Origin of the sequence: Arthrobacter sp. LFS091 (assembly GCF_047977885.1) — a bacterium.
In the GTDB taxonomy this organism is placed as follows: domain Bacteria; phylum Actinomycetota; class Actinomycetes; order Actinomycetales; family Micrococcaceae; genus Arthrobacter.
Map to the genome: position 1 here is coordinate 322,113 of NZ_JBFPFP010000002.1, position 18,532 is coordinate 340,644.

Below are 18,532 nucleotides of genomic sequence, written 5' to 3' on the forward strand. Positions count from 1 at the left end.
ATGGCAAAGCCCGAATTCGAGTTCACCCCCGTCTCATCGGTGGACTTCGCACCCTGCAACCCGCACATCGAGGGCCTGTCCGAGGCCATCCTGGCGCGGGATTCGGACAACGACAGTGTCACCCGCATCCTGAAGTTCGAGCCCGGAACGGACACTTCCCCCAACGGCGTCCTCACGCATGATTTCTGGGAAGAGGTCTTCATCTTCGAGGGCTCGTTCGTGGACCAGCGCCTCGGCAAGACGTTCAAGGCCGGCGACTGGGCAACCCGTCCCCCGGGAATGGAGCACGGGCCGTGGGTATCCGAGAACGGCGCCAAGATGTTTGAGGTCCGGTACTACACCGATCCGGCACAAACCGAGCGGAGCAACTGACATGAGCCTGGCACCAGCCTTCACCATCCCCGATGCCATGGGGATGCGCCGCGCCATGGGCCGCTTCCTCACCGGCGTCGCCGTGGTCACCACCCAACACGAGGGCGAGCAATACGGGATGACCATCAGTTCGCTGACCTCGATCAGCCTGGAACCACCCATCCTGATGATCTCCCTGAACTTCGGCACCCGGACCGGTGAGGCGCTGATGGGCAGCGGCAAGTTCGCCGTTTCCATCCTCGGCGCAAAGCAGGAGTCGGTGGCCCGGCGTTTCGCTGTACGGGGCGGCGACCGCTTCGGCGACGGCGACTTCGACATCACCGACAACGGCCTTCCGGTCATCAAGGGCGCCCTCGCCCAGGCGGACTGCAGCGTGGTGCAGCAGTACGACGTCGGGGATCACCAGGTCTTCTTCGGCCAGGTCACCACGTGCCGGGACCGGGACGGCGAGGTGCTCGCGTTCAAGGCCGGCCGCTTCGGCTCATTCTCGGACTTCGGCCACGCAGAGATTCCCTGGATGTTCTAGACCCTGTTAACGAAGAGGTGCCCGGCTCGATGAGCCGGGCACCTCTTTGTACGCCTAGTCGATGGTCAGCTCGCCCATGCGGTCCCACCCGCTGCCTTCGAACTGCCGGCTGATGATGTGGGGAGTCTCTACCAGGGCCTGGGGCATGTCCGCCATGGCCTTCTTGAAGTGCTCGCTGTTGACGTGTGCCTCGGCCGCGTCATCCTGGAATGCTTCCACCAGCACGAACTCATTCGGGTTCTCCACACTGCGGGACCAGTCGAACCACAGGTTGCCGGGCTCGGCGCGGGTCGCTTCGGTGAAGTCGGCCACCAGGTCCAGCCAACGCTCGGACCACTCAGGCTTGACGTTGAACTTAACCACAATGAAGATCACGGGCTGCTGCCTTTCGTTGGACTACTGATCCGTTCCAGTCTTTCAGAGTTAACGCCCGACGGCGGCCCCCACCGGAAGGTGGGGACCGCCGTCGAACGCTGTTTTTGGCTTGGTTGAATTACTTGGAGGTGCCCTGCGATACGGAACCCTGCAGCTGGCGCTGGAAGATCACGTAGACAATGAGCACCGGAATGACTGTGACGCTTACGGCCGCGAACAGCGCACCGTAGTCCACCGCGTAGCCCATCTGGCCGGCGAAGGCCGCGAGTTCCTGGGAGAGGACACGCGGACCGGCAGCGTTGATGGACACCGGGATGAGGAACTGGTTCCACAGGCCCAGGAAGTTGAAGATGGCAACCGAGGCGAGGCCCGGCTTGGCCATCGGCAACATGACCTGGAAGAACGTCCGCCACTCCCCTGCTCCATCAAGGGCTGCGGCCTCGGTGATTTCGTGGGGCAGCGACTTGAAGAAGGAGAACAGGAAGAACACGGTGAACGGAAGCGCGAAGCCAACATAGACCAGGATCAGCCCGGGCAGGGTGTTCAGCAAGCCCATGTTCTTCAGGACGAAGAACAACGGCACCATGGCCAGGAAGATCGGGAAGGTAAGGCCGGCAAGCATCAGGTAGTAGATGGCCCTGCTGCCCGGGAAGGTGTAGCGGGCAAGGACGTAGGCGCACATGGCACCCAGAACCATCACGATCACCAAAGCCACGGCCACAACAATCACCGAGTTCAGGAACGCACTGCCGATCCCGGCTTCACTCCAGGCTTTGACGTAGTTGTCCAGCTTCCATTCGGCCGGCAAGGAGAACGGTGATGCGAAGATCTCGCTGGACGTCTTGAAGGAGGACATGAAGGTCCACAGGAGCGGCAGGATGACGATGAGCGTCCAAATGGTCAACGCCGTGTGCGAAACGGCTCCCACCACTTTGTCGCCCGTCGAGGTGGCCGGTGTCCGCGGCTGGAAGTGCAGCGACATCATCTCGGGTGTCGAAACTTTGGTACTCATTACAGGCTCACATCCTTATCGCCGCCGGTGAGCTTGTTGACCGCGAAGACCAGGCCGGAGAAGATCAGGGTCGCGATGGCAAGCACAACGCCCATGGCGCTTGCGAGTCCGAACTGCCCCTTGCTGAAGGCGGTGAAGAACAGTTGCTGCGCCATCACCAGCGTGGAGTTGTCCGGACCACCGCCGGAGTTCAGCGCGGCCATGTAAACGAAGGCATCCAATGCAAGGATGCCCATGTAGATGTAGGCCGTCTGGATGTTGTCGCGGATCAGCGGGATGGTGATGGACACAGCGGTGCGGAACCTACCGGCGCCATCGATCCTCGCGGCTTCGAAAAGCTCGGCGGGGATGCCCTTGATGCCAGCCACGAACAGCACCATGTAGAAGCCCACGAAGCCCCAAACGATCACGAACATGGTGGCAATCATCGCGGTGTTCTTATCGCCCAACCAGGCGAAATCCTTGAACTGGTCCAGGCCCACCCCGGTGAGGATGCCGTTAAGGAGCCCTCCCGAGGGGTCGTAGATCTGCCCCCACATGATGCCGATCGCGATGGCGGGGATGGTGTACGGGAAGAACGAGACCACACGGTAGAAGCTGGAGTTGCGCAGGCCCTTGATCTGGCCCTTGCTGCTGCCGCCAACCGTCACCAGGGACGCAAGTACCAGGCTCAGGATGATGGTGATGATCGGGAGGAAGATGACCAGGAGGATGTTGTTCCCCATGGCCTTCATGAAGATGTCGTCAGTGAAGATCTTGGCGTAGTTCTCAAGGCCGATGAAGTTCTGGTTGGGCGAGAAGCCCGACCAGTCAGTCAATGAGTAGCCAAAAGCCTGGATAAAGGGCCAAATCACGAACAACAGGTAGATCGCCAGCGGCAGTCCGAGGAATACCGCAAAGAAACTGACCTTGTCCCACGTCAACGGCTTCCGCCGCCGCTTGATCACCTGCGGTGGGGCGGTCGCCGGAACGACGGCGGCCAGGCCGTCGCCGTTCCGGCTCTGCTGAGTTTTCACTGAAGTCACTTCACTTCGATCTTCTTGACCGAACTGTCGTTACGGACCTTGTCGGTGATGTTCTGGAGTGCAGAAGTCAGCGTCGCGACGTCGGACTTGCCATCCAGGAAGGTGTTCCAGACAACCAGCTGGTCCTTGTTGGTGCCGTACAGGTCAATGAAGTTCCAGGTGTAGATGTGCTCACCGGCATCGCTGAGCATCTTCGTCTGCGAAACCAGGGCGGTTGAACCAAAGCCATCGGCCGGAACGGTGTCCTTGACGATGGTCGGCGCCAGCTTGGTCTTGGCGAAGTTGGTGGCTGCTTCCTTGGAGAGCATGATGCGGAGCAGTTCCTTGCCGCCGGCAGCGTTCTTGCCCTGCGAGGGGACAATGAACGGTTCGCCTGCAGCGCTGTGAAGTGCAGTCTGCGGCATCTTGGGGCTGGCAGTCACGGACGGAGCGGGTGTGCCCATCATGTTGAAGCCGGCCTTGGTCTGGTCCTTCATTTCGTTTTCGATCCACGAACCCGAGGGGTAGAACACGGCTTCCTGCGCGTTGCTCCACTGTGCCTGGGCGGCAGTGAACTGGGTGCCCGAACCGCCCGGCTTGAAGAAGCCGGCCTTGACGATCTTGTCCAGCGCAGTGAAGACGGACTGGATGGCCGGGTGCGACCAGCAATCGGCCTTGAGGTTCTCCAAGGCGAGGCGGACCTCGTCGCCGCCTTCCTTGATGGCGGACGCGATGGCCAGTTCCTGGTAGTACGTGGCCGCTTCCTTGCCCCAGACAAACAGGTACTTGCCCTTGGCCTTGGCCTGCTCGCCGAGGGCGTACATCTCATCCCAGGTCTTGGGAACGGTCCAACCGTTTTCCTTGAGGAGGGAATCCGAGTACCACACTGCGTAGACGGTGAGCACGTAGTTCAAGGCGGCAAGCTTGCCGTCGAAGGTGCCTGGAGCCAGTACGCCGGTGTACAGGGTGTCCTTGATGACCTTGCCTTCGAGGTTCTTGGCCTCAACAAGGGGCGTGAGGTCCTCGAGCTGGGCGAGGATGGTGCTGAAGCCAATGGCCTTTGCACCGGAGTTGTCGATCAGGTCCGGCGGGTTGCCACCAACAAAGCGCGGCTGCAGTTCCTGGGCGATGTCGGTGGACGGGGCAATCTTGGCCGTGGAACCCGAGTGGTTCTTTTCGAAGAGCTTGCCCGCGAACTCGACGTAGTCGATGCCGTAGCCGCCCTTGAAGATCACGGCGTCCAGGGTGGCCTTGTCAGCCATGCCGAACGGGTTGGTGTCGGAGACCGTTCCTGTAGGACCGGCGGATGTTCCACCGCCGCCCGCAGCACAGGAAGCAATGGTTCCCCCCATAGGAACGAGGACAGCTGCGGCGAGTGCTCCGCGCAGGAATCCACGGCGACCAACGGACTGGTGCTGAACGTTCATTTCTAAACCCTCCAGTGACTCGTAGTGTCGACTGTTGCGGCAGGAACCGTTCAGTCAGACAGTCTGGGTTGGCGCTCTGGCAGCACCAACCTTCTGTGACATAATTCACCACGAATGATCGAAAATCAATATTTCGCGGCAGTTTCGATCAACATTTGTCAAAGCGTGATCTTTCTACGGACCCTCCGCGAGGGCCTTTCCACACTCCGTGATCGCCTCCCGGGCGAGCGCCCTCTGCCGCTCAGTTCCCAGTCTTTCCGCCCATTGTTCGGCCAATTGGAACTCCACCATGGCTTCCGTGAGACGGTTTTTACCGCGCAGAAACGACCCCAAGCCCGCGTGCAAAGCAATCATCCAGCGCTTGGTTCGCTCATCGTGGGCGGAGGACGCATATTCCAAGCCGCTCCGCATCCAGACCTCGGCGTTGCCGGAGTCGGCGATGGAGAGCATGTGGAGCGCGTCAGCTTCCTCAAAACGACCCTGCAACCCGATGGCCCGCCCAAGCTGGGTGGCAAGCTCAGCCCGCTCATCAGCGTCGTACATTTCCTCAACCATGGCGGCACGGAACCTGGCTTCGGAAGCCGCCGGATCGCCAAAGTTCCACAAGTGGTCAAGCGTCTTCTGATCCAGCATCAAACTGCTCCTGACCAGCCCATGGCTGTGGTCTCAAGGTATGCAGTATCAATCTATCCCCATGTCAGCAGCATGGGGAGGGCTGTTATGAGGGTGTTACTTCCCGCGTGGAGCGGCCAGCCTGGCCCACCCCAGCTGTTCCTGTTGCTTGCGGCTGAGGGTGGCCACCACCAGGTCGTAGGAGTCCTCCACCATGTCCCGGACCATGTCGTCCGGGAGGGCGCCGTCCAGCCGGACACCATTCCAATGGGTCTTGTTCATGTGCCAGGCACCAGTGATTTCCGGATGGGCCGCCCTGAGCTGTTCGGCCAGCGCCGGTTCACATTTGAGGCTGACCGACCAGTTGTCCGGGTCCATGTAGGACAGGGCAAACATCTTGGCCTCGTGCCGCGCCCCGCCGGCAACAGCTGAGCGGACCTTGAAGACGGAGGCCTCGGGGCCAAACGGAAAGTCTTCGAAAGCGCCAGGGAAGCCCAGGCAAATCTCGCGCAAACGGGAAACATCCATGGAGTGAGCCTACTGGCGGGACGGCTCCGGTGCGAGCCCTATTGCGACGCTTACCCGACGCCCTACGGGCGCCCTACGCGACGCCCAGGAAATCCTCCAACAACACCACTTCCAGCCCCGCCGCCAGCTGGGCGGCCCGGAATGCAGCGAGGTCCGCTGCAAACTCGGCCCGGAAATGCATCAGGACAATGTCGCCCGGACGCAGCGAGTCCCCCACCTGGTAGTCCATCTTTCCGGCGTTTGCCTTTGCCTCCCACGTGACCACCGCTTTCAGGCCCGCAGCCGCCACGGCCTGCCGCATCGCGTTTGAGTAGGCTCCGCCGGGTGGCCGGAACAGCGTGGGCTTGCGGCCATACTGTTGGACCGCATACTCCTGCATCCCCACTATGTCGTCCAGCTGCTGCTGATAGCCCCACTGCCGCACCATGTTGATGTTGTGCGTCACCGTGTGGTTCTCCACCAGGCTGCCCTGGGCCTTGAAGGCATTGAAGAACGCAGGGTTGTCGGCAATGGTGTTTTTGGTGAGGAACAGTGAGGCCGGGTAGTCGTACTCCGCCATGAGCGTCACGGATTCCGGGGTCTTGATGTTCCCGTCATCGATGGTCAGGAACACGATCGGGTGCTTGGTGGGGATCTTGGTGATCACCGGCGCGAGCCCGCCGACAATCGGCGGCAATTGGTAGTCCGGGATGAAACTCCGCCGGATTCGCTTAGTCGCGGCAAGCGTCGGCGTCGCAGCCGCAGTCGGCGTCGGCGTCGCAGCCGGAACCTCGGGCGACCCGACGGCGGCATCCGGCGTCAGCGCCGTCGTCGTACTTTCTGCCCCTTCAGCGGGAGTGCAAGCCGTGAGCCCGGCCACCACCGAGGCGCCCACAACACCGAGGAGGGCCCGCCTACTGGGCAAGGAAAATGGCATTGCAGAGTGGTCGCCAGTCATGGCTGTCTCCCGGGGCTGAAAGATGAGTCAGCAGCAATCTAGCAGAGTAACCCGTCCCGGGATCACAGGCCGTAATGCCAACCTTCACGTGCCGGGCAGGAGTTCACCACGACGTCCAGTCCTGCGTCCCTGGCACGCTGCGTTGCTTGGTCGTCAAAGACGCCAAGTTGCAGCCAAACAGCCTTGGCGCCGATCGCAATCGCCTGGTCAATCACGGCCCCCACGCGTTGGGAGTTGACGAAGCAATCCACGACGTCGATGGGGTGTTTGGCGGGCGGAATGTCAGCCAAGGTTTTATACCCCTTTTCCCCGTGCACGTCCTCGCCCTTGAGGTTGATGGGGATGATCTCCATGCCCATCGTGTCCCGGACGTACAGCGAAACATCGTAGGCGGAGCGCCACTCATTGCTACTCAAGCCCACGATGGCCCACGTGCCTTTTGTTCGCATCAACCGCTCCACGACGGCGGGATCGTTGACGTGCATCATGCCCTAAGCCTACTCCTGCGCACAACCGGGCAGTTGGCCGAATAATCTGCATTTTCTGTCCATCCTGAGTTGCCTCAATCGAATATTACGCACCAATACCCCCGGGTTTTGAGCCAAATGGACCATCGGCTTAAGTGAAGAGTGACCATCCCCGCGGATGAGGGCGACCATCCCTTTCTTCGCACCCTTAGCACTGCGCCTGCAATTCCGGGCAAGGAGCATCCATGACTTTTGACGTACCCACACACACCACTTCAGGCGCGACGGCCCCTGAAGCAGGGCTGCTTGACGCGCCCGGCTCACTTCACGGCTCTTCGGGATGGTCCTCGAGCGAGCCAACGGGCGGCGCAGTGCACGGCGCCGATACCGGCGAGCGGGCGCGTCACAGCAGTTTTGACCGGAACGGGTCAGCCGTTGGCTTCTGGGAAGAGCAGGCCCGCCGCCTGCACTGGGCAGCCCCTTGGCACACGGCCCACACCTGGACTCCTGTTGACGTTGAAGCCGGCCGCGGCCCGGAGATCTCATGGTTCGACGGCGGCAAGCTGAACGTTGCGTTCAACTGCGTGGACCGGCACGTGCTCGCCGGAAAGGGGGACAAGGTTGCCCTCTACTTCGAGGGCGAACCCGGTGACCGCCGAGCCATCACCTACGCAGAGTTGCAACGCGAGGTGTCCAAGGCCGCGAACGCACTGCTTTTGCTGGGAGTCACCAAAGGCGATCGTGTGGTCATCTACCTCCCGGTGATCCCCGAAACCGTAATCATCACCCTGGCCGTGGCTCGCATCGGAGCGATCCACTCCCTGGTCTTCGGTGGCTTCTCGGCCGAGGCATTGCGGTTCCGGGTAGAGGACACCCAGGCGAAACTTCTGGTCACCACCGACGGCCAGTTCCGCCGCGGGGCTGCAGTGCCGGTCAAGGACAACGCCGACGCCGCCGTCTCCGGTGATAACGCCATTGAGCACGTGCTGGTCATCAACCGGACCACACCAGCCGGCGAACTCGCGAACGTGGCCATGACAGAGGGTCGGGACGTCTGGTGGCACGACGTAGTCGATACTGCCTCCGAGGTCCACGAGCCCAAGGCCTTCGACGCCGAGACTCCGCTGTTCATCATGTACACCTCCGGGACCACGGGGAAGCCAAAGGGCCTGGTCCACACTGCCGGAGGCTATCTGACGCAGGCATCGTGGAGCTTCGAGTACCTGTTCAGTAACCCTGATGCGTCGCTGCGGGACCAGGACGTCCATTGGTGCACCGCGGACCTGGCCTGGGTCACCGCCCACACCTACGAGATCTACGGTCCGCTCTCCAACGGCGCCACCCAGGTGATCTTCGAGGGCACGCCCAACACCCCACACCCCGGCCGGCACTTCGAGATCATTGAACGCTACAAGGTCACCCAGTACTACACGGCGCCCACACTGGTCCGCTCCCTCATGGGATGGTTCCCGGACGGCGTGCCGGACAGCTACGATTTCTCGTCGATCCGGGTGCTGGGTACCGTGGGCGAGGCCGTGAATCCCGAGGCCTGGCGGTGGCTGCGCGACAACATCGGCGGTGGCACGGCACCCATGGTGGACACCTGGTGGCAGTCCGAAACTGGTGCCACCATCATGTCCCCCTCGCCCACGGACACTGAGTTCAAGCCGGGCTGCGCGGCTCGCGCCCTTCCCGGCGTGAGCACACGCGTGGTGGATGAAGCCGGTCGACTCACTGGGCCCGGCGAGCAAGGCTTCATCGTGGTGGACCGCCCCGGCCCCGCCATGGCGCGGACCGTGTGGGGCAACCCGCGGCGCTACTTCGACTCCTACTGGAGCCAGTACGCCGAGCAGGGCTGGTTCCTCGCCGGCGACGGCGCCAAATACGATTCCGACGGCGACATTTGGATCCTTGGGCGCGTGGACGACACCCTCAATGTCTCAGGACATCTGCTGTCCACCATTGAGATCGAGTCCGCGCTGGTCTCGCATCCGGACGTGGTGGAGGCCGGAGTCTGTCCCGTTGCCGATCCCACCACCGGGCACGCCGTCGTCGCGTTTGTCGTTCTCCGAAGCAGCTCAGGCGACCGTGAAGCGGACGTCGCCCACAACCTGCGCAACCACGTTGCCAAGGAGATCGGCCCCATCGCCAAGCCGCGCGACGTCGTCGTGGTGGCAGACGTACCCAAGACCCGCAGCGGCAAGATCATGCGCCGGCTGTTGACCCAACTCTTTGAGGGGACCGCCTTGGGCGACACCACCTCACTCCAAAACGAACCGGCAATCGCCGGAATCCAGGACGTCCTGCGCGAGCGGGCCCTAGTGAAGGAAAATTCATGACCGAGATCAGCAACGTCGCACGACTCTCCGAGCCGCTCAAGTTCGCCTACTGGGTTCCCAACGTTTCCGGCGGCCTGGTGGTGTCCACCATCGAGCAACGCACCGGCTGGGACTTCGACTACAACAAGAAGCTCGCCCGGATCGCGGAGAACTCCGGCTTTGAATACGCCCTCACACAGACCCGTTACGCCGCTTCGTACGGCGCAGACAAGCAGCACGAGGCCACGTCCTTCAGCCTGGCCCTGCTGGCTGCGACAGAGCGACTCAAGGTCATCGCCGCCGTCCACCCGGGCATGTGGCACCCTGGCGTGCTGGCGAAGTACATCATCACGGCTGACCACATCTCCAACGGCCGGGCCGCCGTCAATATCGTCTCCGGCTGGCTCAAGAGTGAGTTCACCAATTTCGGCCTCGAATGGCTGGAGCACGACGAACGCTACGTTCGCACCGAGGAATTCATCAACGTCCTCCGCGGACTGTGGACCGAGCAGGGCTACAGCCAAGGCGGCAAGTACTACAACATCACCGACTTCACCCTGAACCCGGCGCCGGTTGCTGTTCCTGGCCGAACGCACCCGGAGATCTTCTTCGGTGGGAATTCGACGGCAGCCCAGGCCACCGCCGGCCGGGTCGCCGATTGGTACTTCTCCAACGGCAAGGACCTAGAGGGCTTCAAGGAGAACATCGCCGGCGTCGTTGCGGCGGCCGGCGAAACGAAGCGCGGCACCGAAGGCGCCCTTGCTGCGCCGCGGTTCGGCCTCAACGGCTTCGTGATCGCCCGGGATTCAGAGAAAGAAGCCCGTGACACCCTCCGCGAAATCGTCGAGAAAGCACACAAGCCCGCAGTTCAGGGTTTCCGCGACGCCGTGCAGGAAGCGGGCGCCTCCACGAAGGACGGCAAGGGCATGTGGGCCGATTCCACGTTCGAGGACCTGGTCCAGTACAACGATGGCTTCAAAACGCAGCTGATCGGCACTCCGGAGCAGATCGCTGAGCGGATCGTGGAGTACAAGAAGATCGGCGTGAACCTGTTCCTCACCGGCTACCTGCACTTCCAGGAAGAGATCGCGGCCTTCGGTCAGGACATCCTGCCGATCGTCCGCGAACTCGAGGCCGACCTTGCCCGCAAGAACGGTACCGAGCTGGATCTTTCCTCCACACCCGTCGCCGAGTCGGTGGCAGTCTGATGGCTGACCGTACTTTCGGGTTCCGCACCCGGGCCCTGCACGCCGGCGGCACTCCCGACGCCGAGCACGGCGCACGCGCGGTGCCGATCTTCCAGACCACGTCCTTCGTGTTCAAGGACACCGACGACGCCGCCAACCTGTTCGCCCTGCAGAAGTACGGCAACATCTACTCGCGCATCGGCAACCCCACCGTGGCCGCTTTTGAGGAGCGCATCGCTTCCCTCGAGGGCGGCATCGGCGCTGTTGCGACGTCGTCGGGGATGGCTGCCGAGTTCATCACCTTCGCAGCACTGACCCAGTCCGGCGACCACATCGTGGCCGCGTCCCAGCTGTACGGCGGTACGGTCACCCAGTTGGACGTATCGTTGCGCCGCTTCGGTGTGGACACCACGTTCGTACCGGGAACCGACCCTGCGGACTACGCCGCGGCCATCCAGGAAAACACCAAGGCGCTCTTCGTCGAGGTTGTGGCCAACCCGTCGTCGGAAGTCCAGGACCTTGCAGGGCTGGCCAAGGTAGCGCACGACGCCGGTATCCCCTTGGTGGTCGATGCCACCCTGAGCACGCCTTACCTCGTGCGGCCGATCGAGCACGGTGCGGACATCGTGATCCACTCCGCCACCAAGTTCATTGGCGGACACGGCACCACCCTGGGCGGGGTGATCGTGGAGAGCGGCCGGTTCAACTGGGGCAACGGCAAGTTCCCCATGATGACCGACCCCGTGCCCTCCTACGGAAACGTCTCCTGGTGGGGCAACTTCGGCGAATACGGCTTCCTGACCAAGCTGCGCTGCGAGCACCTCCGCGACATCGGCCCGGCACTCTCCCCGCTCTCCGCTTTCCAGCTCCTGCAGGGTGTGGAGACACTCCCCCAACGTTTGGACGAGCATCTGAAGAACGCACAAGCCGTGGCCGAATGGCTCGACGCAGATCCCCGCGTGGCTTACGTGAACTATTCCGGCCTGCCGTCACACCCCCACTTCGAGCGCGCACGGAAGTACCTGCCCAAGGGGCCTGGTTCGGTGTTCTCGTTCGGTGTTGCCGGAGGTCGCGCCGCCGGGCAAAAGTTCATCGAGTCCCTGCAGCTGGCTTCCCACCTGGCCAATGTCGGTGATTCACGGACGCTTGTCATCCACCCAGGCTCCACCACTCACCAGCAGCTCAGCGCCGAACAGCTCGAATCCGCGGGCGTTCCGGAGGACCTGGTCCGGATCTCCGTGGGTTTGGAGGACCTGGATGACATCCTTTGGGACCTTGACCAGGCACTCACCGAGGCGCAAGCAGCTGCTGAAGTCCCATCAGTAGTAGGAGCAAAAGCATGAGCACCACGGAACGAACCTGGCAGGGCCCGTCCGCTCCCGAGCGCTTGTCGCTCCTGCGCCAGGCCAAGTCCATCGCGATCGTTGGCGCCTCGGACAAGCCGTCCCGCGCCAGTTACTTCGTGGCCACCTACCTGCAGTCGTCCACGCGCTACAAGGTGTACTTCGTGAACCCCGTAGTCAAGGAGATCCTGGGCCAGCCGACATACGCTTCGTTGGCCGATCTACCCGAGTCCCCGGACATCGTTGACGTCTTCCGCAAACACGACGACCTCCCCGGGGTCACGGACGAAGCCGTCGCTGCCGGAGCCAAAACCCTGTGGCTTCAGCTGGGTTCGTGGCACGAAGAAGTAGCCCGCGATGCCGAGGCCGCGGGCCTCAATGTGGTCATGGACCGCTGCGTGAAGATCGAGCACGCCCGCTTCCACGGCGGACTCCACCTTGCTGGTTTCGACACTGGAGTCATTTCTTCCAAGCGCCAGGTCCTCGCCTAAGCGGGTCCTCGCCTAAGTACCCGGCGCTAGCGGGTCCAGCTGCCGCCGTGCTTTTTCCACTGCTTCAGTTTGTCCGTGATCTCGTTGACCTGCTCCCCGGACCACTGCTTCGGGTAGGACGGCAGTGCTTGGCCCTTGTTCCCGGGTTTGCCGGGCGTCTGCTTGCCCGGTTTGTCCGCCTCAGCCTTGGACATATCGGGCTTGGGCGCAGCGGGACGCTGCGGCTTGTCCTGGCTCGGGCTGCCCGGGGCCGGCTTTTCCTGCTGGCCTTTCGCGAAGCCGGACTTGGCCTCATCCGCACCAGGGACATGGGGAGGCTGACCTTCGGGGCCGGGGGCCGGGGCTGGCGCTGGCGCGTTGGCCGCGTCCTGCGCTGGCGCGCTTGGCGCGGCTGGCTCAGCCGGCGCTGGTCCGGGGATCGAGGGCGCAGGTGTCGCGGGCGGGAGCGCCGCAGGATCCACCGCGGGCGCTGGCTCGGTGCTGATCTTGGGCGCATCCGGGGCGGGCAGCACAGGCGTGGACGCTGACCAGCGCGGCGCAAAGTTGCCAAGGAGCCCATCGAAGGACGGACTGCGGGTGAAGCCCGAACTGGCGGCGGCTACGCCGCTGACGCCCAGTCCCATCGCCGCCACCACGGCAACACTGACGACGGCGGTGCGGTGCTTGTGGCGCCAACGGCGCTTGGAAAGTTCGTCGTGCGGGCCGGCCAGCATCGCGGCGAGCTCGGCGCCCGGAGCAGGAGCGGGCACGTTGGCGAGTGAACCCAATGACAGGAGCGCGTGCCGCAGGTCCGACGCATCAGGGAGCTCGGCGTCGAGCATGAGCCCGTCCACGATAGCTTCGCGTTCTGTATCCCTGTATGTCATGGCGCCACGTATTCCTTTACTGCCGAGTGCTCACGGAGGGTAATCAGTGCCCGTCGTTGCAGCTGTTTCACTGCCCCAGCGGATTTCCCCATGATGTCGGCCACCTGCTCCACCGTCAGGCCAGCCACGATGCGCAGCGTCAGGACTTCCCGTTGATCCTCGCCGAGGTGGTCCAACAGCGCCATGACCTCGTACGGCGCCAGCCGGTCCAAGGCCTCAGCCTCCGCCGAACTCGATTCACGGGTATCCCGATCGGGCTCGAACTCGTGGTGATCAGGCGCCCGGAGTTTCTTCCGATGCTCGTCGACCATGCGTGCGTGGGCTACCGAGAAAATGAAAGTCCGCAGGCCGTTGACGCCTCCGCTCAAGTCATCCAGTCGAGGCAGGACAGCCAGGAACACATCCTGCGTGACTGCCTCGGGATCGGGCACGCCTTTAGCTGTCAGGTATCCGAGCACCTGGCCCGCATAGGCCTGGTAGATGGCGCTGAACAGTTCCGCGTTATTGTCCTTGAGTGCGTGAAGCGCTTCGTCGGTCAATGCGTCGGTCACAGGATTTGGGACTTTCGATCGGCGGCAGGTCCGTGGTTGTGGAGCCAGGTCTCCCGCCTTTGCTCGACGGGCAACCCCACCAAGGGTAACTGCTCTGCCGGACCATCCGTAGGGAAGACCCGCTTTGCCTGAGGAAAACTCCCCCGGACAAAGAAGAGCCGAGCTGGAACATGATGGGGGACAAATTCCAGCTCGGCCCTTTCAATGACGTAATCGTCAGGGGACAGCAAAGGGTTACGCGGGGTACGAATCTTTTTTGGGAAATTTTTCGGAGGGTCTGCCAGGCCGTATCCGGGCGGCGCGAGGCGTTCAAGTTCCCACGCTGTTCGGGTCCGGAAGGTGGGACAGGCGCTTAAGCCTTCACAGGCCGTCGAACAGCGGCTCCTCGCGTCCGCCCTGCCGGCTGGGCATGATCAACGCCTACGTCGATCGAATCCGAACAAGTACCGGCTTGGTCCGATGGCCATCAAATATGAGTACCGACTACTCGTGTGCACGGCCAATCCAGGGCCTTAAATTGTCATAGCGGGTTCGTGGCAGACGGCGAAAACCCCCAAATCGCCGATCAATGCCTAAGTAATCTGCCGGCAAGGCCGGACGGCGGTATCCAGAAGCCCGTCCGGCTTTCGCCTGTCCTGGCTCAGTTCCTGGTGTTTCCGGGATGCACCTGCTGATCCTTCCATTCGCCATCGGCGGACTTGGCTTTACGCTCCTGATCGGCGGCGTCATCGCGGGTTCCGCGGGAAGAGGGGGAAAATATGAGACTCGTACTAGGAGCACTGGGCACAGCGGTTGTTTTGGCTGGTGTCGTGGCCGCCGGCATCCAAGCAAACGCGACCACCGGACCGAACGAAGGGTCGCTGCTGAAAGTACCGTTGGAGGACCGAACCGTCGGAGGGTATGACGGTTGGTGGAACTCAACTCCTGTGGATGGGAGTCCGGCGGGTCCTGAGGAGACGGTGGCGATTAACACTGCCCGCGGGAAGATCGTGGATTACTACAACCGGTCCAAGGCCGCGGCGGGGCAGTCACTGTCCACCGAAGACACGGACTACAGGGTCGTCCCAGACCCGGCATGGCCAGCCCATTCCGTCGTTATCGTTGTCACTGCCACTGGCAAGGTCATTGAGGACTTCCCTGTCACCGACGAAGGCTGGGTCATCATCTCCGACAAACACAGTAATTCCTATGTTGGCTAGGTCAATGCGAATGATTCAAAAGCCATAGACGACGCCCGTTCCCTGTTCGTGGATCATCCACTGCGCCGCGCGAATGATGGCTTGATCACCGGACTCCGTTCGAAGACCCGCGATGTCCGAGCGTGTGACCGCAGCACCCTCGAAAAGGCTGATGATGGCCGAGGCAACCCCCTCCACCTCTGGCTCCGGGAGGCCTGGCCTGCCTCGCCGCACCACACCCTGGACGTGCCCCGAATACTGCTGGTAGAAGGCCCTGAGGGCAGCGGCTGCCTGCTCGTCCGAAGCAGCGAGGGCCCAGATCTCGAGGTGCATCTTGACGTCTGCCAAACCCGAATGCTCGTGGATCAGTGCCGTCAAAAGACGGTGGGAATCGTCCCGGGTCAGTCCGCCGCCCGCTCCGGGACCGAGATCCAGCCCGGCGACTTCCGTCAGCCGATGCAGCGAGCGTTCAAGTGTCCTCTCAAGGACAGCCCGAATGAGGTCGGCCCGGGTGGGAAAGTAGTGCTGCAGGTGCCCGATGCGTACGCCGGCGGCAGCGGCAAAGTCCCGCATCGCGGCGTTGGCGTTGCCCTTGGTGACCAGGACTTCTTCAGCAGCGTCCAGCAGCGCCGCTTTCCTCAGGGCGCCCTTGCTTTCGGTCATGACCTCAATATTGTCACACCGTGTGCTTCCATTTCCGCCAGGCGAGAGAGAGGATCAGGCGCTGATTCGGGGAAGGAAACACCCTGTCGGGCGCCATCTGCAAGCACCGCCTGCAACCCGAGCAAGCCGCCCAGCGCCGTGAGGTGCGCTTGTCCCTGGGGATCGGAAATGACAGCAGTCCGCATACCATTCGGGCCCTCCACATCCACCCGGATGTGCGCGGTTCCGCCTGCACCGGGCGAGTACAGCAGGGATCGGCGCAGCGGCGTCCACCGCTCATCGCTTCCCCAGCGGAACAGTCCCACCGCACGGGCGGCGAGCAACGCCGTCGTCGATGTGTTTGAACTGAAACCGATCCTGGTAGCCACCGATCCCGCGCCGATGGTCAGCGGCAGGGTGAACTGCTCGGGGGTGTCGAGCCGCGCCACTTTGGTGCGGTGCCCGGCAATGTCCACCCAGCGCGCATCCGTCAACGGGCTGACGACGGCGGCCTGGCCGCGTTTGCGTACTTCGAAGTCGAGTCCCAGCCGGTCCATGAAGTCCACGGAGTCGACTCCGGCTTGGTCGTTGATGTCGTAGCGGATGGCGACATCAATCTGGTCCGCACCGCCGGCCTCCTGCGCCAAGGCTGCGGCGACGATGTTGGTGACTCCGCCCATCCATCCCGAGCTCAGCAATACGGGAGCCGTCGGATGGAGGAGGGTTGCCCGAGTGACTGCCCTGGTGACCCGGCTGGTCCAACGCGTGACATCCACGTAGGGAATCCCGGCAATGATGGCTGCGCGAAGGACCCGGTCGTCGGGGTCATTTACGGTGCTGATCACTGCCCTGACCTTGGCCGCGAAAGGTTCCGGGTGGTTGAGGTCCCACTTCCTGACAGTCACGTTCCCGCTGGCCAGGTGGCTGCCGCGGTCCGGGTTTCTGCCGGTGAGGAGTAGGGGCCATTCTTTCGGGGTAAGCCGGGTCAGCGCTGTGCCGACGGTGCCGTATCCGCCCACGATCAGCACTGGACCGGCGGTATCAAGTTCAAGGAGATCATTCATGAAAATTATTATAGGTCATTTGACCTAGAAGTCTCGTTGGAGTGGGCCTGTGGCCCATGGCCGGGCCGGAGTAGGCTGCACTTATCTGCCGGAGCAATACCCCTGAGTAGGCAAAGGAGAGTCATGACACTTCCTCCGATCCACGAGCCCGAACCGTTTCCCCCGGATCCCGGGCCCGTGCCGCCACCGCCGGATCCCACCACCCCGTTTCCCCCAAGCCCCATCCCGGATCCCAATCCCATACCGGGCCCGACGCCCACTCCCGATCCAGGCCCCGTGCCGCCGCACCCGAACCCGGACCCCACCTTCTGACGCTCCTGGATTAAATACGACGGCGGCTGGTTGCCTGGGAGGGCAACAAGCCGCCGTCGGGGTTTGAGTCGCTTTAGGCGACAGCCCTCTTGATGAGTTCCACGATCTTCGCTTCAACCTCCGGCGTGATCTCCTTGAGGGCAAAAGATGTCGGCCACATGGGTCCGTCATCAAGGGCGGCATTCTCTTCGAAGCCGAGCGTCGCGTAGCGGCTCTTGAATTTGTCCGCGCTCTTGAAGAAGACGATGTTCTTCCCGTCCTTGGCGTAGGCCGGCATGCCGTACCAGGTCTTAGGACTCAGCTCCGGCGCATGCTCCTTGACGATTTCGTGGAGGCGCTTGGCCATGGCCTGGTCCGACTCAGGCATTTCGGCGATCTTCGCCTGGACGTCCGCCTCTCCATCTGCGTTGGACTGCTTTTTCCTGGCGGTCTTCTTCAGTTCCTGCGCGCGCTCCTTCATTGCCGAGCGTTCATCATCGCTGAATCCGTCGTAGGACTTGGTCTTGTCAGCTGTTCCTGTCCCAGCCATTTCGCGGCCCCCTGATCTGTTTGACGTTGTTTGGATACCTCAACGGTAGGTGCGGCTTGCGCCGACTGCTTCTCCGATCCTGCTCGCTTGCCGGTGCGGCAGTCTTGAGGTTTTCCTGAGGAACTGTTGCAGGTTTGCACGAGTGGTTCTTGAGGGTGGCCCGGCAGAGTAGTTACCAAGCCCCGCCGGGTCTGATCGGATTCTTCAACCCCAGCCCGATCAGGCCCGGCGCGAAACACCAGAAGGAGGATGACCACCATGACCACGCAGAACAGCGTCCTGCGCAGCCTGGTGATCGCCGCCGTCGTTATTCTTGGCCTGATCGCGGCACCGACAGCGGCGTTTGCCGCGTTCACCGACACCGAGCACAGTGCCCCGCAGTTCTCCACCGCCAGCCTCGCCGCGCCGGCAACGGCGAACGTGTCCATGAGCTGCTCGTTCGGTATCCGCGCCACGGTAACCGTCAATTCCTTCGGGGCAGTAGCCAACGCGAACTACCACGACATCAAAATCTTCGACCGCTCCGGAAATCTCGAGTTCACCGGCGACCTCAGCAAAGCCAGCGGCAAGACCTACACCTCGGGCTACGAAGTGATCGGAACCTGGACCTACGAAATCCGCGGCTACTACAAGGTCCCGGGCACCACCAATTTCTGGACGGGCAAAGTCCTCAAGGGCACGCTGACCTGCTGACCCGGCGGGCACCCACACACTCCAAGCGTTCCCGCGCGGTTAACCTCCGTGCCATCCTCCTTCCCTACTGTGATTCCGCTGGGGGGATCGGAATCGAC

General features: G+C 62.7%; 22 protein-coding genes. 9 read left to right on the forward strand and 13 right to left on the reverse strand.

Going from position 1 to position 18,532, the window contains the following annotated elements; all coding sequences use genetic code 11:
- Both ACNQOP_RS04195 and ACNQOP_RS04200 read left to right on the forward strand, forming a co-directional pair.
- Nucleotides 1-372: a cupin domain-containing protein gene (locus ACNQOP_RS04195; RefSeq protein WP_416403424.1), complete on the forward strand. Its 372-nt coding sequence runs from the start codon at nt 1-3 to the stop codon at nt 370-372.
- Nucleotide 373: 1 nt separating this feature from the next.
- Nucleotides 374-898, forward strand: a complete 525-nt coding sequence (locus ACNQOP_RS04200) for a flavin reductase family protein (RefSeq protein WP_284985260.1) — start codon at nt 374-376, stop codon at nt 896-898.
- A 54-nt stretch (nt 899-952) separates the two neighbouring features.
- On the opposite strand, the gene ACNQOP_RS04205 is transcribed toward ACNQOP_RS04200, so the two are convergent.
- The 8 genes from ACNQOP_RS04205 to ACNQOP_RS04240 all read right to left on the reverse strand — a co-directional run bounded on the left by ACNQOP_RS04205 (nt 953) and on the right by ACNQOP_RS04240 (nt 7,281).
- Nucleotides 953-1,273, reverse strand: coding sequence for a putative quinol monooxygenase (locus ACNQOP_RS04205; RefSeq protein ID WP_416403425.1), 321 nt, complete (start codon nt 1,271-1,273; stop codon nt 953-955).
- Between the two features lie 118 nt (nt 1,274-1,391).
- Complete coding sequence (locus tag ACNQOP_RS04210) at nt 1,392-2,285, reverse strand: carbohydrate ABC transporter permease (protein ID WP_416403426.1); 894 nt, start codon at nt 2,283-2,285, stop codon at nt 1,392-1,394.
- Complete coding sequence (locus ACNQOP_RS04215; protein ID WP_235521276.1) at nt 2,285-3,301, reverse strand: carbohydrate ABC transporter permease; 1,017 nt, start codon at nt 3,299-3,301, stop codon at nt 2,285-2,287. Before ACNQOP_RS04215 ends, ACNQOP_RS04210 begins: the two co-directional genes overlap by 1 nt.
- Before the next feature lie 5 nt (nt 3,302-3,306).
- The gene (gene ngcE, locus ACNQOP_RS04220) at nt 3,307-4,716 is read right to left on the reverse strand and encodes an N-acetylglucosamine/diacetylchitobiose ABC transporter substrate-binding protein (RefSeq protein WP_284985258.1); all 1,410 of its coding nucleotides are present in this window, start codon (nt 4,714-4,716) and stop codon (nt 3,307-3,309) included.
- A 174-nt stretch (nt 4,717-4,890) separates the two neighbouring features.
- On the reverse strand, nt 4,891-5,349 hold the full coding sequence (locus tag ACNQOP_RS04225) for a hypothetical protein (protein WP_416403427.1): 459 nt from the start codon (nt 5,347-5,349) through the stop codon (nt 4,891-4,893).
- Nucleotides 5,350-5,445: 96 nt separating this feature from the next.
- Nucleotides 5,446-5,856, reverse strand: a complete 411-nt coding sequence (locus ACNQOP_RS04230; RefSeq protein ID WP_235521282.1) for an MmcQ/YjbR family DNA-binding protein — start codon at nt 5,854-5,856, stop codon at nt 5,446-5,448.
- Nucleotides 5,857-5,929: 73 nt separating this feature from the next.
- Nucleotides 5,930-6,793, reverse strand: a complete 864-nt coding sequence (locus tag ACNQOP_RS04235) for a polysaccharide deacetylase family protein (protein WP_416403428.1) — start codon at nt 6,791-6,793, stop codon at nt 5,930-5,932.
- A 62-nt stretch (nt 6,794-6,855) separates the two neighbouring features.
- Nucleotides 6,856-7,281: a CoA-binding protein gene (locus ACNQOP_RS04240; RefSeq protein WP_235521288.1), complete on the reverse strand. Its 426-nt coding sequence runs from the start codon at nt 7,279-7,281 to the stop codon at nt 6,856-6,858.
- A 224-nt stretch (nt 7,282-7,505) separates the two neighbouring features.
- Between ACNQOP_RS04240 and acs the strand changes: the two genes are divergently transcribed.
- Genes acs through ACNQOP_RS04260 form a run of 4 tightly spaced genes read left to right on the forward strand, consistent with a single transcriptional unit; the run spans nt 7,506 to nt 12,599 of the window.
- Nucleotides 7,506-9,599 (forward strand): acetate--CoA ligase, encoded by a 2,094-nt coding sequence (gene acs, locus ACNQOP_RS04245; RefSeq protein WP_416403429.1) that lies wholly within the window; start codon nt 7,506-7,508, stop codon nt 9,597-9,599.
- Nucleotides 9,596-10,786, forward strand: a complete 1,191-nt coding sequence (gene sfnG, locus ACNQOP_RS04250; RefSeq protein ID WP_416403430.1) for a dimethylsulfone monooxygenase SfnG — start codon at nt 9,596-9,598, stop codon at nt 10,784-10,786. The genes acs and sfnG overlap by 4 nt, the downstream gene beginning before the upstream one ends.
- On the forward strand, nt 10,786-12,108 hold the full coding sequence (locus ACNQOP_RS04255) for an O-acetylhomoserine aminocarboxypropyltransferase/cysteine synthase family protein (RefSeq protein ID WP_416403431.1): 1,323 nt from the start codon (nt 10,786-10,788) through the stop codon (nt 12,106-12,108). Before sfnG ends, ACNQOP_RS04255 begins: the two co-directional genes overlap by 1 nt.
- A complete protein-coding gene (locus ACNQOP_RS04260; RefSeq protein ID WP_416403432.1) occupies nt 12,105-12,599 on the forward strand; it encodes a CoA-binding protein in 495 nt (164 codons plus the stop codon). Before ACNQOP_RS04255 ends, ACNQOP_RS04260 begins: the two co-directional genes overlap by 4 nt.
- Nucleotides 12,600-12,625: 26 nt before the next feature.
- On the opposite strand, the gene ACNQOP_RS04265 is transcribed toward ACNQOP_RS04260, so the two are convergent.
- Nucleotides 12,626-13,465 (reverse strand): hypothetical protein, encoded by an 840-nt coding sequence (locus ACNQOP_RS04265; RefSeq protein ID WP_416403433.1) that lies wholly within the window; start codon nt 13,463-13,465, stop codon nt 12,626-12,628.
- Nucleotides 13,462-14,016, reverse strand: a complete 555-nt coding sequence (locus tag ACNQOP_RS04270; protein WP_284985250.1) for an RNA polymerase sigma factor — start codon at nt 14,014-14,016, stop codon at nt 13,462-13,464. Before ACNQOP_RS04270 ends, ACNQOP_RS04265 begins: the two co-directional genes overlap by 4 nt.
- Before the next feature lie 758 nt (nt 14,017-14,774).
- Here ACNQOP_RS04270 and ACNQOP_RS04275 point away from each other — a divergent pair.
- Nucleotides 14,775-15,215, forward strand: a complete 441-nt coding sequence (locus tag ACNQOP_RS04275; RefSeq protein WP_416403434.1) for a hypothetical protein — start codon at nt 14,775-14,777, stop codon at nt 15,213-15,215.
- A gap of 15 nt (nt 15,216-15,230) precedes the next feature.
- Here the strand turns inward: ACNQOP_RS04275 and ACNQOP_RS04280 are convergent, their stop codons facing one another.
- Complete coding sequence (locus ACNQOP_RS04280) at nt 15,231-15,857, reverse strand: TetR/AcrR family transcriptional regulator (RefSeq protein WP_416403435.1); 627 nt, start codon at nt 15,855-15,857, stop codon at nt 15,231-15,233.
- Complete coding sequence (locus tag ACNQOP_RS04285; protein ID WP_416403436.1) at nt 15,854-16,900, reverse strand: saccharopine dehydrogenase; 1,047 nt, start codon at nt 16,898-16,900, stop codon at nt 15,854-15,856. Before ACNQOP_RS04285 ends, ACNQOP_RS04280 begins: the two co-directional genes overlap by 4 nt.
- Nucleotides 16,901-17,023: 123 nt before the next feature.
- On the opposite strand from ACNQOP_RS04285, the gene ACNQOP_RS04290 reads away from it, so the two are divergent.
- On the forward strand, nt 17,024-17,212 hold the full coding sequence (locus ACNQOP_RS04290) for a hypothetical protein (protein WP_416403437.1): 189 nt from the start codon (nt 17,024-17,026) through the stop codon (nt 17,210-17,212).
- A gap of 73 nt (nt 17,213-17,285) precedes the next feature.
- Here ACNQOP_RS04290 and ACNQOP_RS04295 read toward each other — a convergent pair whose 3' ends face one another.
- Nucleotides 17,286-17,741, reverse strand: coding sequence for an iron chaperone (locus tag ACNQOP_RS04295; protein ID WP_416403438.1), 456 nt, complete (start codon nt 17,739-17,741; stop codon nt 17,286-17,288).
- A 258-nt stretch (nt 17,742-17,999) separates the two neighbouring features.
- Here ACNQOP_RS04295 and ACNQOP_RS04300 point away from each other — a divergent pair, with 258 nt between their 5' ends.
- Nucleotides 18,000-18,434, forward strand: coding sequence for a SipW-dependent-type signal peptide-containing protein (locus ACNQOP_RS04300; RefSeq protein WP_416403439.1), 435 nt, complete (start codon nt 18,000-18,002; stop codon nt 18,432-18,434).
- Nucleotides 18,435-18,532: the final 98 nt, after the last annotated feature.